Raw genomic sequence first — 16,827 nt, 5'->3', positions numbered from 1 at the left:
TAAGTGCCCACTGGCAAAAAAATTATAATTTGACAAATAAACGAATCAAATAGGCAATACCTCAATTAATTTTTTAGGATTAACTTAGCAAGATTACGAATTTGCAACACAGCGCACAGACCTAAAGAAACCAACTTCACGAAAAGTCTGAAACCGGTATTCTCTCACTGCGCAATAACAACAAAAAGCAATAAATTATCAGGAGTAAAAAATGAAAACCACTATATCGATGATTGCTACTAGCCTACTGACTATGGCTATAGCAAGCAATGTCTATGCTGAAGAAAAACGCTATATCATCACCTTTAAACAAGGCAAAGGTGAAGCAGTAAAATCTCAAATGAGAGAAAAAGGCGGACGTAAAGCCCTGGAAATGCGCCGACAAAATGCCATGGCAGCCCACCTCCCAGAAAAAGCACTGCAGGCTCTGCGCAAGAATCCAAACATCGAGTTTATTGAGGAAGACGTAAAGCGTTACCCCATGTCTCAGCAAGTACCCTTTGGTATCCCCATGGTACAGGCTGATCAACTATCGGACCTCCAGGCTGGTAACCGCACAGTATGTATTATTGATTCTGGTTACGACATAGTACATGAAGATCTCTCTGGCAACGCGGTAACCGGTAGCAGTGACCCCAGTGGTGCAGGCAACTGGTATGAGGATCAGAGCGGCCACGGTACCCACGTAGCCGGTACTATCGCCGCGATGAATAACGATACCGGTGTTGTCGGAGTGATGCCCAGCAGTAATATCAACTTACATATCGTCAAAGTTTTTGGCGGCGATGGTTGGGCCTACTCTTCTTCCCTGATGGCTGCCGCAGAGGTTTGTGCTGACAACGGCGCAAATGTGATTAATATGAGCCTCGGGGGTGAAAGAGGCAACGTCTTCGAAAGGCGCGCATTCGACAGTTTGAACAATCGCGGTATTTTATCCATTGCTGCAGCTGGCAACGATGGCAATACGCGCCACTCTTACCCGGCCTCTTACGATTCAGTAGTATCTGTAGGCGCACTTGACTCCAATAAGGAAATCTGGGCCTCTTCCCAGCAGACAAATCAGGTAGAACTTTCCGCACCCGGTGTACAGGTTCTCTCATCCGTACCGACTGGCACCGGTAGAATTGCTTCATTGAGTGTGGCAGGAGCTGAGATTGAAGCCGCCCCCATTTCAGGCTCACCCCTTGGCAATATCAGTGGCGCATTGGAAAATTGCGGCACTGCAGAATCTGCCTGTAACAGTGCCGCTGGTAAGGTGTGCTTAATTGAGCGTGGCAATATCAGCTTTGCAGAAAAAGTTGTAAACTGTGAAGCCGGTGGCGGTATCGCAGCAGTAATCTATAACAATGAAGCCGGCCTACTTTCCAGTGCCACTTTGGGTGAAACAGTCACTAACATTCCCTCTGTAGGCATCTCAGATAGCGATGGTAGTGCTCTTCTGGATCAGCTAGGCACCAACGCTACTTTGGCCAACAATGCCAGTGACTACGAATATTTCGATGGTACTTCCATGGCAACTCCTCATGTTGCCGGCGTGGCCGCATTGGTTTGGAGCCACTTCCCCAACTGTAGCAACACTGAAATCCGTGCTGCACTAACCGCTACGGCGGAAGATCTGGGTGTATCCGGCCGTGACAACGCCTACGGTTATGGATTAGTTCGAGCCAAGGCGGCTTACGATTACCTGGAAACCAATGGTTGCACGGGGTCCATTTAATTTGAGGTAGAGACTTCCAATAGTAGAGAGGGAGTATATGCTCCCTCTCTATATTTACAGCCTGCTATTTATGCCCATCGAACACTTAATCCGTATCCCTGTTTAACATTCTAAATCCGCTTTCTCAATACTATCTTTCGGTATAATTTTTTTACTGATCAGCTGCTGCAAAATTTCTGCACATTTACTGCGAAAGGTATCCCTGACCAGGCGAACAGCCGGGGTGATCGACTGCCTTCCGGGGCAAACAAGCCACAGTTCAGTCTCCTTAGGGAGATAGTCGGGCATTACAGCTAGTACTTTCCCCTCCAACAAGTCTGAAGACATATCTAAAGTGGATTTTATTGCCAAGCCCTTGCCTGCCACGCACCAGCGTCTGACTAGATCCCCATCATTCGAAGAGCGATTACCATTCATACGCACCTTGAACACCGCCCCAGCCCGAGAGAACTCCCAGACACTGTGGACAATATCGTGTAACTGATAAAAGAGCCCATTGTGGCTCTTGAGATCATCCGGATTACAGGGCACCCCCTGCCGGTCCAGATAGCCCGGTGCCGCGCAAAGTAATCGCGGTACATCACAAATCTTAAACCCATAAAGGCTTGCATCTCCCGGAGGTCCATAGCGCAGCGCTATATCCACCGGGTCCCGGTAAAAGTCTACCTGGCTATCGCTGATATTAACTTTAAGGTTAATCCCCGGATGCAGCTCCTGAAACTCATCGAGCCAGGGCGCGACCAGATTGCGCCCCAGGTCAGAGGAAACACCTATACGCAAATCGCCACTTATGTCTGCACCTTCCTCCTTCAAATCCTGCCGCGCTAAGTCCAGCATAACTAGCGCTTCTTCACATTTGGGGATAAATCGCTCGCCCGCACCAGACAACCTCAACTGCCGGGTGGTGCGAATAAACAGGTCTGCCCCCAGAGCACTCTCAACACGCTTGATCGCCGCACTGGCTGTCGCAGTGCGCATATTCAGACTGGCTGCGGCTGCGGTAATACTGCGGAATTCCGCTACTTTAAGGATGACTTCCAAGTCTTCGATAAGCATATTTTCAATTATTTTTTGATAAAGATTCAAGGATTATAGCGTTTAAAGGGGGGCAATCTACTCTTAAAATATCCCAGTGACATCAATACCGCTGGATACAGAAAAAAGGCAAATCCTGCCTTAATGAGAAGAGCAGTATTGCTGACAGATAGAAACAGCAAACAGGAATGGGGCCTCTAATTCGAGAAAGTGCCTCACTCTCTAAGCCAACACTGATTCATGAGGGTAAAGCATGAGCAAGCTCACAATCGTAGCAAACATCAAAACCAAAGCCGACAAAATCGACCTGGTAAAATCTGAACTCCTAAAGTTGATTGCTATCACTCGCGCTGAAAAGGGTTGCATCAATTACAATCTACACCAAGATAATGACAATCCGACACACTTCGTTTTTTACGAAAACTGGGAAAGCCGCGACCTATGGCAAACCCATATGAACAATAATCACCTCAAAGAATATATGGCTGCTACTGAGGGAGCTGTTGACGAATTTACCCTGAATGAAATGACTGAGATCGACAGCTAAGTAGCCGGTCTGAGCGGAGCCAAGGCAAACTTGACACCGCTCAGACGCCATTTATCGCTCGGTAGAGATCGCTACAACGAGTTCCGATACCTATCCCGCTATTTTCAGAGTGACATGATAGATTTTGAAATCTGTTTCCCATAGTAAACCCTTATGCTTCCGGCATATGAGTAGGGAGACTTTGAAAACATCTTAACATATTCAAGACAAGCAATACTTTTATTGCAAAATTATGGAATAATTCTCTGTGAATGGAGCCGAAATAAAAAGGGAATTTCAAGCAATCCAGCGCATATCCAATTTCACATTATCCTGTTATTTTAACGTTTACTATCTGCCACCTGCTTTACTTGATTACTGAAGGCAGCATGCTGCATACCAATAGTGCCCAAAGCCTCAACCGGCAAGAAAACTTTATTATTGGATGCTGCCATTTTTATCTAGAACTTCCAAAGTTCGGTAAGATAAATACATGTCCGTTACCGATTTAGCTAGCAGATCATTAACCTCTTTCTGGCCTATTGCCTTCTCACGAGCAATTGCACGGTTCATTTTTCCCTTTCCAGATCCCGCTCCATTTGGATATTTTGAATTGGGCCTTCTCTTGCTCTATTAATTCACGGCGCTCAGGTACACGCTCCTTGGCTTGAGTAATTACCTTCGGGAATTGAACATCGGCAAGGCCAAGACGCTTGATTTCAATTGGGGTCCCCTCAAGGGATTTAGAAACCTCCCGGAAAAGTTCCCGACTCAAGGATTCACGACTGGGGGCAATTTCATTAATGGAGTACTTGGCCACAACACCACGCACCACATCCCGTATCACCGCCTGAGCATAGGTACTGTAGACATGGTTAACTGAGATACTGCCATTGACCGGAGGAATACGGTCAAATACCTGATCAATAGCATCATTACTGATAGCCCCGGTCATGCGCACATCGAAGCTCATATTGAGCTGGTCTTTGGGCATAAAGACCTTAAATTTTTCCAGATGGCCGAAATCTGAGATCGTCGTGGTTACAAGTTTGTCACAGTAAAATAAACTCATATCCAGACGAAACTTGGAAGGTGGTACCACTTCTGACTTGTAACCATTCTTAGTGAGAACCTTACCGACATGTGCCGGCGGCACCTCTACCCGATCCGCACATGCTGCCATAAATACCAGGGAAGTCAGCAGACCCAATACAACGGTAAAACGGAGTGTTATGTTATCCCAAAAACCAAAAGAGAGGAAAGCTAGGGCAATCAAGTAGAAACCGTAGGACGAAGAAACCATTGAAATTATGGTATCATCAAAAAAATGGAGCTTAAATAATGCTCCCCTTGTCTTGGGTATTAAACAATTAATCTTTTGGTGAAATCATGCAGCTGGAATTTATCACTGCCACATTTTTTAATCTCGGTGTAAATCTTATTTATACATTGCTGGCCCTATTCATAGGGATAGCCGCACTGATTACCATCGATAAAAAACTGTTGCGTACTGTGGACATCGAAGGAGAGCTAAAGAATGGTAATATTGCCGTTTCCATTTTTGCATCCACAATCTTAATTTTTGTAGCCATTATTATTTCTTTTGGCCTGAAGGGATAGGGCCGTGCGTAAATGCATTGCTCCGCTGCTTATTCTCTCTGTGCTATTAATTATGCCGGAGATTTTGTGCAATACCCTGCTAACATCTTCAAGTGACACTCCTACCCCAAGCTCTACTAATCGGGCCTATGGCACAACCAATACCCCCAATGAAGATCGCCAATATGGGATCGTAAGGGTAACTGGCACTACCCACCCATTGCCGGAAGAGACAATCCAGAAAGTAGTTGCCAGGCGTACACTAGAGGAAAGCGCTCATGTTTCCATATGGAACTGGCAGGGACTTAAGGCCGTAACCGCATCCGCAAGGGGACTAGACCAAGAGCACCACTTTGCCAACAGCTATCTAGTAGGGTTCAAACCCTTCAAGACCAAGCAATTGTGGGTACCCCTATATACACTGGCTATGAATAAGGAATACCAGTACGACCACCTACAGTACGCAGGCTTGTCTGATATCTGGCAAACTTCTCGCCAAGCCTACTACCAAAAGCGTGGTGATTGCGAAGACCATGCCATTTTACTAGCTGACTGGCTGATTGAACTGGGCGTGGATGCACGTGTGGCGCTGGGCACCCACAATGGCCAAGGCCACGCCTGGGTAGTGGCCATAGTGGAAAACCAGGAGTACCTTCTGGAGGCAACCAGCAAGCGGCGTCAGACCAGCTGGCAGGCAATGCCATTGGCTGCCCTGGCTGAAGGCTATGAAGTGGAATTTCAATTCAACCGTCACTTCTTCTGGGCGAAAAAAAGCTCCGCGCCCACCCGAAAATACCGCGGTAATCACTGGATCAAGAAATCCCAATTTGTACGCAGTTGATTGGTTAACAGGGCATTTCACCCGGTGTTCCTCTACCGGGTGAGCCATTCCTCTAACCTTGGCCAAGGTTATAAGGAAGCTTAAATGGGTGAACCCGGTGGCATTGACTTGATATCTTCCGCTTTCACCTCCAACTCACCGCGCATAAATGCCTCTATCCGTTTTGCCTGGAAATAGTAGTGGGCGCTGTATCCCTGGAGGTCGTCCCCAAATAGTTTCTTCTGGCCCAGTGCCTGTTGGAACTTCGCCAACTCTATTTGTGCTTTAGCGCGTACAGATTCAGCCGCTTTTTTGTTGTTGGCGAGCAACATTAGATGCTGAATATAAACATGATTGACCCGCTGGTGGATAACTGCCTGCAGCCCAGAATACCGTTCGCTATCCAAAGCCATAGCAGTGAGCTGTAGCAGTAACTGGTCAAATCCAGGAATTTCACTACTGCGTGCACTCTGCTGGTTCATTCGGGCAGCTCGTTGCGGGTGCATCAGTATAGACAGGGTATGTCCCGCAGCCGCTTCACTGAGAGCCACCGCATCGAAAGCAACACCAGTATAGGAAGGAAAGCTCTCTATAGTGCGCTCATAACCGTAGGACTTGGGTGGGATCAACTGTAGGATATGCTCTGGCAATGCCAAGAAATCTGGAGAGAGTGTGCTCAGCAGCGAATCCATGGCCTGCTGCTGGCGCTCTGCCGGTACCAAAGTATAACTGTTTTGCTCTGTGCCGTTATACAGATAATCGTAATCCAAACCGCCAATCAGTTTGCCCACGGCTTCTGCCTGGTAGCGATGCCCATAATATACCGGTACCAGTATCTCCTCCAGGTCGGAACGGGGCGCGGATTTGGGACCAGCCGCGCTGGAAAAATTTTCCAGTGCGTGGCGTCGCAACTCCAACATCCGAGTAAATTCCGCTAACGGATCCACACCATTATCCCACAGGTGGGAAACTGCATGGGCGTTATTGATTACGCGGGAATCTGGGTCGGAAATAAAACGTAAATTTTGCTTCTCAGCCTCGCGAATAACTGCATCAAGATGCCCCTGCTCATCGCCACCATTGCCGTAACCATAGCGGATGGCCAACTTATCCCAAGCCCCGATACCGGTAGCATAGGCACCGGACAGATCCAGACCAGCACTCAACAGGGAGACCAGTGGTGCTGGGTAGTCCATCACCGAGGCACGCCCCTCAGTGCTTGCAGCAAAATTATGTGCCAACCCTAGAGTGTGGCCCACCTCGTGCGCGGACAGCTGACGGATACGGGCCAATGCCATTGCCTTCAGCGCCTCAGAATCTACGGAGTCGTCAGCATGGGGTTGTAGCAACCCCTGGGCGATCAGGAAATCCTGGCGCACACGCAGGGAACCCAGAGTAACGTTGCCTTTCAGGATTTCACCGGTGCGAGGATCATAAACCGAATAGCCATAAGACCAGCCTCGGGTGGAGCGATGTACCCAGTTAATCACGTTGTAACGCACATCCAGCGGGTCCACATCTTCCGGCAGAATTTCCACGCGGAAGGCATTCTTATAGCCCGCGGCGATGAAAGCTTGGTTCCACCAGCTGGCACCCTCAACCAAAGCACTTCGGACGGGTTCAGGAACACCAGAATCCACATAGTAAACAATAGGTTCAATGACTTCGTCACTGCCAGGCTTCTTTTCCAGGCGGTGACGATAAATAAAGCGCTGATCCAAAGGCTGGTCGATTGCGCTCGCGTAATCGCGGTAAGTAAAGGGAAAATAACCACTGCGACTGTGGAAGCGGCGCGGCTGGTAGTTATTATCCGGCAGCTCTATCAGGGAAATATGCTGGCGCAGGGAGACCAGGGTTGGAGTTGGTACCACTTCGCGTAGATATTTACCCGGCTTGGTCCCACTAAGGGTCAGTTGTACTTCGAATTCGCTATTTTTGGGGAAGTTCTTTGTGCGCGGCAGATAAACTGCAGACTTGGACTTGTCCACAGAATAGTTACCCTGCTCCGCGTGCTTCAGACGCCCAACTATGCCGTGCTGATCACTGAGTAGGAAGGGGGTAAAGTCAACCAGAACTCCCTTGGCATCCTGTGCCACAACCTCAAATCCCCAGAGTATCGAGGAGGCGAACGCCTCTTCCACTGCGCGACGCTCAGCGAGGTTATCGGACTCGGCTCGATAGCGGGCATTCAGCTGGTGCAACAGAACCTTGTTTCCCGTCCGCTGAAACTTCACCAGTCGGCTATCACCGATCTGGTTGCGGTCCAGGCCCACCGGGTTGGAACCCAGCCCCTGAGCCAAGCCAGTAAGAAGCAGGAACTCACGCTCAAACTCCTCCACTTGCAGCAGCACTCGGCCGCGCTCTTGATCCCAATAGAAGTTGTGATAGCCGTCATACTTGCGCATATCTGCGGTATAGTCGGCGATGTCCTTGGCCTGTACTACTGCGCCAAATAGCGCAAGGCACAGCACCACTAAATGTGTAATTAACGACATCAGTTGCCCCCATTTTATAGAAATTTTTATATGCCTCTGCGGCGCCAACCAAGCACCTGGACTGCGACCAAGATTAGCATCTAATTCCATTGCAAGATGCCCCCAATCCTGCACAAATATCGTTCAGATTTATTTTCAACTGGCTGCATCTAATCAAGACACACGCCGCGTCAAAGGAGAAAGGCTAAATAACAAAGGCAAATGGTATGTGGAAGCCACTCGCAATCTCAATGCTGGTCGGTCTTGGGACAAGCGCCATAGCTCACGATGGTATCGAGATCAACACTGATAACTGCAACGCATCACTGGACTACTCGGTGAGTGTCGGACCCAATTTTTTCGAAGTAAAGCCAGAAAGCGATGACAAACAGCTGGTTTACTTCGGTTTGCCAGACCAACTGCTGGTCGAAGGGAAGCCGATAGTCCTAGGACCACAACAAATGCAGCTAATGCAAGAGTATCGCAAGCAACTTCATAGTGCTGGACGCGATACTTTATTAATCACCCTGGAAGCAGTAGATATTGCCATGGATGGATTGTCGCTCGCCATTACTACCCTGGCGGGGCCAGACCATCCGGATACACATGAATTAAAGCAATTTTCCGCAGAACTATTGCAACGTACCGAGGATCGCCTCAATCGCGAGGGTGAAATTTACCAACTCGGAAATTCTGAGATTGGTGATTATGTGGATGAGACCATTTCTGCAGAATTTGAGCCCCGTATAGAACGCCTCGCCAAGCAATCTGCAGGAACCATTGCCTGGCATGCCTTAAAAGCAGTATTTACTGGTGGCCAAAGTATTGAGGAACAAGTGACAGAAGAAGTTGAGCAGTTGCTGGAGCAGCGTGCAAGTGCAATAGAATACACTGCGCAAAAATTATGCAGCTCTCTGGAAAGCATCGAAAAACTGGAAATTAAGATACACAAGGAAATCCCCGCACTCGGATCCTACGACTTGGTCGAAATCAAATAGTTCTCCCCCCAAAACTTGGCCGCTTTGCGGCCTTTTTTATCTGCTCCAATTTCTACCTGTTGGCTTTTGAAAGGAAAACTGAACTTTTACTAGAGACAAGTAACTTGCTATTATATTTCAGGGTACCTCTAAAAACTACTATTTTGGTGCCTACCTCTACCGAATAATGGAGCTGCAGGGCGATAAAATTAATAAAAGTGCAATTTTATGGTAAATTGTCAAGAAAAATTTTTCACACATATATTAAAAATGAGGAAGGAAAGAATACACTGCGCTCGGAACCATATGAAGCATGGATGCCGATTACGAGATTACAGGGATCTATTCACAGCGCGTCTCGAGAGCAGCGTATTCTTTCCTTTTGAACCAGTAGTAAATCTCAAGAGTAGCTGTTAATTTAGAGCTTGGTCTCCACCACTTATTGGCTTCCTCCTCGCTCTCAGGTCAACACCTAGTTTTTTAGCTTCTTCTTCAGGTTAAAGAACCTAAAGATAAATTTAAACTTATAGTTAACATTAATTTATATTTGCATCCAAATAAGCAGCCTCACCCTCTTCTCCAGAATGGTCCACAGCAATAATTTTATATTGGTAACTACTACCTTGCTCCACTTTAGAGTCGATATAGGACAATTGGCGAATTTTAGCTAGGAACTCTTCATCGCGAAAAATTTTATAATGAAGCACACCACCATTTTTGATGGTTTCATTCCAAAATAAATTTACCTGCCGATCAGACACCGTATATTTAAAACCTGTAACTTGAGCGGGCGGGGGATGGTTACCAAAACTGCAGGGTACTATATCCCTACCTAATCCATCGGTACATTGATCAATAGTTTTGTTTTTCTTACCAGAAGCATTCCAGTTTTTGGCTATTCCTCCGGTACACATATTGTCCACACAGAAAGGAAGGTCATAATTAAGACAGGTTCTACAGGTTTTAAATCCATATCCATCGGTGAAGGGAATGTCACCTTTATTCAATGAAGGAAAATAATTACATACCAGTACGTGTGCGCCATCGTTATAGGCTGGATTATTGGAGCCGACGACTCTATCGCATTCCGCTACTGCACAGCCTACATAGCGGGTTTCTCCATGGCACACCTGTGCCCAATGTCCGCATGTTTCGTCATGACAGAATTTCATATCCCAATCGTAGGAATTATTTTCAGCATACCAGGATTTAACTGAGCCAGCCCATGTTTCAGCACTATATTGCGATGCTGGCGGATCGAAAATATAGATTGAAATATTTTCTCCAATTTCAATATTGCCAGCCGGCAGCACAAAAGATACTTCATTTTTAACTTTATCGAAAGATTGCCGGATCCCCTCAGCTTCATTGAAATGTCCAAAATAACACGCTGAAGCCCTCTCCTTTGCCATCTTGGCCAAGGCGTCATCCCAGAAAAGCGTCTGCATATTACCGGAGCTCTCTGGACCGTTACCTTCTCCAGCTTGTCCCATAGCACACCTTTGGCGATACTCGTTGTGGGTATCCAGCATTAAGCGCTTTTGTTCCAGTGAGAGCTCAAAGGATCCATTGCCATTAGGATCGACAGTAACAACAGAGAAAGCAACGGATTGTTCCGCTCCATCAGTTAATGAGATTATGATGGTATCTGAGACCGTATCCCCAGTATTCAGACTATGTGCTTTGTCATTAAGGGTATATTCCCAGTCACCTGCACTGGTTATCCTAAAATCACCGTAATTCCCAGCAATGCTACTCTCAACAAATCCTGGGGTATTGCCATCGACATCTATTATTGTCAGGGTACCCTTGGCTTCTTCGCTGCTCCCCACGAGCAAAGTAGCAAGAGGTGATTCGGGACTAAAGGTGTAAGCATCATCAGCACCTGTCACCTGAATAGTAATTAAGGTGATGTCATCACCAGTTCCAACACCAACTATAAATTCATCAATTGCCAATTCATTAGCACTTAAGGGGTCAACCAGGCCATTATCTAGCGTATAGCTCCAGGTACCATCAGCAGTAACATCAAGCAAGCCGTATTTCCCCCACTCATTTAGCTTTTCAAAGGTTTGCTCCGCGTCAACACTGTCAATCAACTTGCCAGAGGTAGAGGTCTGACTATCCTCGCTAACGCTACCTTCACCGCCACTAATGAGATCAGGAGTAGAATCGGGATCGGGATCGGGATCGGGATCGGGATCGGGATCGGGATCGGGATCGGGATCGGGATCGGGATCGGGATCGGGATCGGGATCGGGAGTAGGATCGGAGGTGTCACCACTATTATTATCAATGATTCCAGAATTATTATCTTTCTCACTATCAGAGCCGCCTCCACCGCCTCCACAGGCAGCCAGTAATACGGAAAATGAAATAGCTGTAAAAAGCTTAAATAGCTCACTCATATCAGTCTCGATAAATCTAATTGTGCTTGGTAAAAACTACCGGCGGATTATATTAATGATTATTCCCTATTCTGTGAAATAGGTTAGGCATTATTGTTTCAATATAGATTACCTACTGTTTCCAATTGGCAAACAATAGAAAGTGATCACCATATAAAGAATTCTGAATAGATCATCGATCAATAAGGATTGCATTCAAATTAGATCAACAAATACATATATCTTTCTAATTACCATCTATGCTAAGCCAACTTTCAGCAAGCTTTCCGGCATTGGTACTAATTAGGAAAAGGTAAGCCATATACTGAAAGCTAGAGTCTTCTCTTGCACACTAAATGAGCAGATCTCGTATTATGATCAAACATGGATTAATGAAAGTCTCCGTCAAATTTTTTCAGTCGATTCCATTTTAATAGGAGCTCACTCCAGCTTGTTGAGAAAATCATATGCATCCTGCGCACTGGCTTCAGCATTTTCCACATGTGGCATATGCCCTACTTTTTTATAAATAATTATCTTGGCACCGGGCACATTGTCTACAAAATATCGACCAACATCTACAGGAATAATTTTATCTTCAACTCCCCAAATAAAAAGCACTGGAATCTTGATTTTCTCCAACCCGCTAAGCGGCTGGAAATTTGTAGTCGCATTTGCCACCAGGTTAATCGCAGTACCACGATTCTTCTCATAGCGTGAAAGCAGGTAGATACGTTCAACCATTTTTTCTGGCAAAGCATATGGATCGTAGAAGAAGTTGCTCCGTAACATTTTGCGCAGAATTCCACGGCTCCCCAAGTGAGAAACTAGTCGTCTACCCCAATAACTGATAACAAATTTTGCTAGTCCAGGCGCCATTTCTAGTCCCTTGCCGCATTTATAGCCGCCGGGAGACACTAGAATTGCTGCTTTTGGCGTATCTGGATGTTTAGTCAAATAGTGCAAGACACCATTACCTCCGAATGAATGACCGACAATGGCGAAGTTATCCAGCTGCATTTCCTGGATAAATTGTGCAATAAAATCTGCAAAATACTTAGGAGTGTATGTTTTACCTGGTAGCGGATCTGTCAATCCATGTCCTGGCAAATCGACCAATATCAGGTGATAGTTCTTAGAGAGAACTTCGGCCCAGGCATCCCAGGCACTCAAGGAGTCACCGCCACCATGGAAACATAGAAGCGTCAGGCGTCCTCCAGGGCCGAGTTCCCGGTAATTTACTGAGAGTCCATTGTCAAAGGACAACTGGTTAAATGAATATTTAGATAGATCCTTGCGGCTCAAGCTAGGGCTGAAAAAAGCCATCCACAAGGACCAGATCAAAACCAGAAAAAGTATCAGAATAAGCCAAAATGTCATAATCTCGACTGGGCCTCCCTGCCCTATAATGGATCTTGACCAACCCCATTGTCTCGGATTCCAGGCTTAATTACTGTGCCCTTTAAACTGAGAGAAACAGCTGCTAGATAAAGATACATCAAAAAATCTACAAATATTTCTCCCGTTACTATAAATCAAAAGCGGCTATATCCAAGGAACCACATACACCTTAGCCAAGTTAACTGATAAAACTCGGGATCGCTGCCACAGCTCCCAGCGAGACGACATCCAGTTCTCCCTGTCGTACTAATTCGAAGGTGATTTCCTAAGCCCGAGGATGATCACCCATCTGAACATACCTATAGACTTCCTAAATAAGAATAGACTGCGCATTACAACAGAGTCCGGCCGTTGTAGAAGAGCTCAGTCAATCCCGAAGGTGCTTTACACTGCGCCTATAACCTCTTACTTGGCACGGCCAATCGTAGCTACTTGGTTCAGAGCTACTTCATTAAGTATCTCGTATCCCAACTCTGCAAGGACTTTTTCGAAATGTTGGACATAGATAAGGCATCGGTGAACCAAGCCTGCTAATCTATCAGTACCAATTTCCTAATAACAGCTCAAACCGCCACCACAAGAACGAGGTGGAAAAATATCGATACCATATTTTGGGCTGCTGCTTCGACACCCGCATGTAGATAGGAACCGGAGTTGTCATAACCTTGTGCATGGTCTGGGTATCACAGTAAATTAATATATTGCAATCATATGGCGCATTCAGCCTCTTGTGGCTGTCCACCGACCAGGAATCCGCCTTCTCAATCCCAATGACCAAATATGGTTTTGTTGGAAAGACCGCTGCCCATGATCAAGGGTGCCATTAATAGACTAAAAAGCGGAAAGGAAAGAATAGACCGTATGAGGAATGAATGCCGATTACGAGCTTACAAGGGTATATTCACAGCGCGTCTCGAGTGCAGTGTATTCTTTCTGACCCAGCAGTACATCCGAGTAACCACTTCCCGCGTTTTGGGAATAATATCCATACAGTCCTTATATCATGCCCATAAACATTTTTAGATTAACAGAATACTAATCGCAGGAGCCCCTATTAAATATAAAATTATTTTCACTCGAAAAGCACACTACTTAGATAAGACAGGTAAAAAATTAATCACTAAAAGAAGTTTTTAGAGACAAAATCCCAGGTTTGCTCGTAAAGTAGTTGATGCCCTTCGGCATTTGCGTGAAGACCATCTTCTGAAAGAAATTTAACCAGTTCCTGTTTTCGCCATAAAATATCAAAATCCAGTATCGGAATCGTTTCAGTGACAGCCACCTCCCTTATAATTTCTGCATAAAGTGCGGCGTCAGACCGAAAAAAATAGATATTACTATTTTGTAGTGGAGTAGTCCGTAATTCATCAAAGGGGATGCCCGTCATTACAAAAGTAGGGGCAATCATCTTGGAAGCTTGCAACAACTGCTGCATAGCCTGACGAAAGAGATCCAGTGTCACTGCACTCCGTGCTTTTGGACCCCCTATACGACAAATATCATTGTAACCAGGATATACTCCTATCAAGTGGGGCCTTCTTGGGGGAAGTTCATAGGAAAGTCTAACGGCGAGAGAAGCTACATTCTCTCCAAATACCCCCAAAGAATAGACTAAATTTTTGGGATCTAATGCCTCAAAGCGAAACCGAAATCTTTGAACAAAACCACCTAATTCCGTATCATCTTTCCCATAGATAGAACTGGAGCCGATAAAAACCACTTTTCTTGGCACTCTTTTAGTCATAAAAAATACTTATTTACAATTAAAACTCTTAGCTATATCTTCAACCATCTCTTTTATTAATGAAGTACTTATTATTATGAATATAGCAACAACGCTTCTATAGTCAGCATCATAATGTTAAGAATCAAAAAGCCAAATTTATTGTAAGGGGAAATACCAGGGCAATGCTCTAATATATTTTTACGCATATATAGCAAAAGCATATATACATAACTGTTATGTCTACTTTTTTGAATACTGTGCTATTTTAAAATGGAGTACGGAAGACTTGAATTATATAAGTCTTCCGTACTCTATTAATCATAAATATGCTGACTTATTGGTCGGGAGACCACTGATCTTCAATTCGTTTAATTAACAGCGTATCATTCCATACCCCCCTTGGAGGTAGCTTTTTTTGATCATTATCTAGAGTACCAACTCTTACTGAATTTTTACCATCCCAAATCCACCAATCCTCAATTTTTTTAGTTTTTGGATCAGCCATTCCAGTCCGAAATAGTGGGAATTTGACCTCATGTTCAACTAAAGGAATATTCTCCACAAATGTCATATCACCATGATTAACGGCGGAAGTAAGAGGAAAAAAAGTATAAAACTGGACTTCTTTAGTTAAAATTTCTTTTAAATTATTTGGCCGTTTATGATAAAAACCTTTATATACAAAAATCAGCTGCCCACAAACCTTATCTTTGTGCGTATAGTGAGCATAAGATAGCCCTTTTTGAGTGGGGATCTCAATAAGATCTCCAATTTTTAATCTGCGTGCCATAATTCACCTATTACCGTCTATTCGGTGTATCCCCAGGATAACCGATCTCTTTCAAAATATCACGGCCTGTCGCCACAGCATCATTATATTTAGAGTTATCTTTGGAAATACTATTGATTTTATTTAATAAAGGACCCTCATTTTTATTTGCCATTCCAAATAACTCAATCAAGACCTGCTCAACTCCTCTGGCCTGAGCTCTATCTATATTTTCAAGCCCTATTATAGGCTCTATGGAAATTCCTTTTTCACGGCGATGAGTAGCTGCCCTCTGTGGAATATTCTTTGTAATCCCGACATAAATTACCTCCCCTGTTTCAGGATCAGTAGCTTGATAAACTGTAGTATCTCCAGATTTAATTATACTCTCGCCAGCTGCACCAGCTGTTTTTCTCGAAGCTTGAATTGATAGTCCCACAGCTCCTGGCACACCGGGTACAACAGCTAAAATACCATCTGCAACAAGCCCAACAGCATCTAATGCTGCAGCACCATAATTCCCTTGTTGTATATTTTGATCTAGGCTATAAACACCAATACCTAAACTAGCTGCCTCAATAATAAGATCGGCGTATTCTCCGGTCTTATCGTTGAATTTATAAGGGTTATTATTTGCATAGGCATATTTATTAAAACTTGCAGAATTATCTTCTACAAAACGAACAGGATCAACAGAAAGAAAACGTCCAATATTTGAATCATAATACCGGGCATTTACATATGATAAATCGAAATCGGAATCATATTGATAGCCTGAGTACCATGCCTCATCTTGTTCACCCTCTAAGTTTAATTTTTTACCATAGGGATAGAACTCTTCTAGCCAAAGAACATTCCTCGAAGTATCTGTAGACGATATGGTGTTTCCTAAAATATCATTATGCAGATATATAATTTCTTCAGAATGGCCTTTAGAAGTCATTATATACAATAATGCGGTTAGGATATGAAGTATTAATTTTACTCTCATATTAATATCTTTCATTTATTTTTTCTCTTATTAATCATTAAAATTTAACACGAGATATCACAAAACATTTCTCAGAATCACCTGGGTTCTGTAGAAATATTTTAATCTCTCTATTGGAACGATGTGCTAACGTAAGAGCTCGATAATTTTCAACAACATAATCCCCTTTAAATAAAATCTTTTCCCTAGAGCAACCCAGTTGATTGTTTTGAGGACTGTTTAGATACACAATAAATTCCTCTGGAGAGGAATCTGCGCCAAACTTATATATTTTAATTCGCTTTATTACTTCCCCTGATATATTTAATGAGTCTTCTGCCATAGCAGCACAGGCGAAAAAGAAAGAAATAACAAGATAAAAAACTTGAAAAAGAGTTTTTTTCATTTGAACAAATCAACTTCAGT

14 protein-coding genes are annotated in these 16,827 nt (G+C 44.6%); 5 read left to right on the top strand and 9 right to left on the bottom strand.

Annotation, left to right across the window (positions count from 1 at the left end; translation table 11 throughout):
- The first annotated feature begins 211 nt into the window (after window positions 1-211).
- Window positions 212-1,717, top strand: a complete 1,506-nt coding sequence (locus tag ACCI49_RS02625) for a S8 family serine peptidase (RefSeq protein ID WP_371837420.1) — start codon at window positions 212-214, stop codon at window positions 1,715-1,717.
- Window positions 1,718-1,819: 102 nt separating this feature from the next.
- Here the strand turns inward: ACCI49_RS02625 and ACCI49_RS02620 are convergent, their stop codons facing one another.
- Entirely contained in the window at window positions 1,820-2,773 is a 954-nt protein-coding gene (locus ACCI49_RS02620; protein WP_371837419.1) for a LysR family transcriptional regulator, read from the bottom strand.
- A 232-nt stretch (window positions 2,774-3,005) separates the two neighbouring features.
- On the opposite strand from ACCI49_RS02620, the gene ACCI49_RS02615 reads away from it, so the two are divergent.
- Window positions 3,006-3,299: a putative quinol monooxygenase gene (locus ACCI49_RS02615; RefSeq protein ID WP_371837418.1), complete on the top strand. Its 294-nt coding sequence runs from the start codon at window positions 3,006-3,008 to the stop codon at window positions 3,297-3,299.
- Window positions 3,300-3,828: 529 nt separating this feature from the next.
- Here ACCI49_RS02615 and ACCI49_RS02610 read toward each other — a convergent pair.
- The gene (locus ACCI49_RS02610) at window positions 3,829-4,581 is read right to left on the bottom strand and encodes an SPFH domain-containing protein (RefSeq protein WP_371837417.1); all 753 of its coding nucleotides are present in this window, start codon (window positions 4,579-4,581) and stop codon (window positions 3,829-3,831) included.
- Between the two features lie 86 nt (window positions 4,582-4,667).
- Between ACCI49_RS02610 and ACCI49_RS02605 the strand changes: the two genes are divergently transcribed.
- Both ACCI49_RS02605 and ACCI49_RS02600 read left to right on the top strand, forming a co-directional pair.
- A complete protein-coding gene (locus tag ACCI49_RS02605; protein ID WP_371837416.1) occupies window positions 4,668-4,898 on the top strand; it encodes a DUF350 domain-containing protein in 231 nt (76 codons plus the stop codon).
- 4 nt (window positions 4,899-4,902) lie between these two features.
- Window positions 4,903-5,718, top strand: coding sequence for a transglutaminase domain-containing protein (locus tag ACCI49_RS02600; protein ID WP_371837415.1), 816 nt, complete (start codon window positions 4,903-4,905; stop codon window positions 5,716-5,718).
- An 80-nt stretch (window positions 5,719-5,798) separates the two neighbouring features.
- Here ACCI49_RS02600 and ACCI49_RS02595 read toward each other — a convergent pair whose 3' ends face one another.
- Window positions 5,799-8,192 (bottom strand): zinc-dependent metalloprotease, encoded by a 2,394-nt coding sequence (locus ACCI49_RS02595; RefSeq protein WP_371837414.1) that lies wholly within the window; start codon window positions 8,190-8,192, stop codon window positions 5,799-5,801.
- A 206-nt stretch (window positions 8,193-8,398) separates the two neighbouring features.
- Here ACCI49_RS02595 and ACCI49_RS02590 point away from each other — a divergent pair, with 206 nt between their 5' ends.
- Entirely contained in the window at window positions 8,399-9,169 is a 771-nt protein-coding gene (locus tag ACCI49_RS02590) for a DUF2884 family protein (protein ID WP_371837413.1), read from the top strand.
- Between the two features lie 515 nt (window positions 9,170-9,684).
- Here ACCI49_RS02590 and ACCI49_RS02585 read toward each other — a convergent pair.
- From ACCI49_RS02585 to ACCI49_RS02560, 6 genes are all read right to left on the bottom strand, one after another.
- Window positions 9,685-11,556, bottom strand: a complete 1,872-nt coding sequence (locus tag ACCI49_RS02585; RefSeq protein ID WP_371837412.1) for a VCBS domain-containing protein — start codon at window positions 11,554-11,556, stop codon at window positions 9,685-9,687.
- 420 nt (window positions 11,557-11,976) lie between these two features.
- Window positions 11,977-12,861 carry an alpha/beta fold hydrolase gene (locus tag ACCI49_RS02580; RefSeq protein ID WP_371837411.1) on the bottom strand — a complete coding sequence of 295 codons (885 nt, stop codon included), beginning with the start codon at window positions 12,859-12,861 and terminating at the stop codon, window positions 11,977-11,979.
- 1,195 nt (window positions 12,862-14,056) lie between these two features.
- A complete protein-coding gene (locus ACCI49_RS02575; RefSeq protein ID WP_371837410.1) occupies window positions 14,057-14,680 on the bottom strand; it encodes a GDSL-type esterase/lipase family protein in 624 nt (207 codons plus the stop codon).
- A gap of 316 nt (window positions 14,681-14,996) precedes the next feature.
- Window positions 14,997-15,452: a hypothetical protein gene (locus tag ACCI49_RS02570; protein ID WP_371837409.1), complete on the bottom strand. Its 456-nt coding sequence runs from the start codon at window positions 15,450-15,452 to the stop codon at window positions 14,997-14,999.
- A 10-nt stretch (window positions 15,453-15,462) separates the two neighbouring features.
- A complete protein-coding gene (locus tag ACCI49_RS02565) occupies window positions 15,463-16,437 on the bottom strand; it encodes an RHS repeat-associated core domain-containing protein (protein ID WP_371837408.1) in 975 nt (324 codons plus the stop codon).
- A gap of 22 nt (window positions 16,438-16,459) precedes the next feature.
- Complete coding sequence (locus ACCI49_RS02560) at window positions 16,460-16,807, bottom strand: hypothetical protein (protein ID WP_371837407.1); 348 nt, start codon at window positions 16,805-16,807, stop codon at window positions 16,460-16,462.
- Window positions 16,808-16,827 lie beyond the last annotated feature (20 nt).

The organism is Microbulbifer epialgicus (assembly GCF_041447265.1).
Taxonomy (GTDB): Bacteria; Pseudomonadota; Gammaproteobacteria; order Pseudomonadales; family Cellvibrionaceae; genus Microbulbifer; species Microbulbifer epialgicus.
This window is presented reverse-complemented; position numbering and strand designations above follow the sequence as displayed.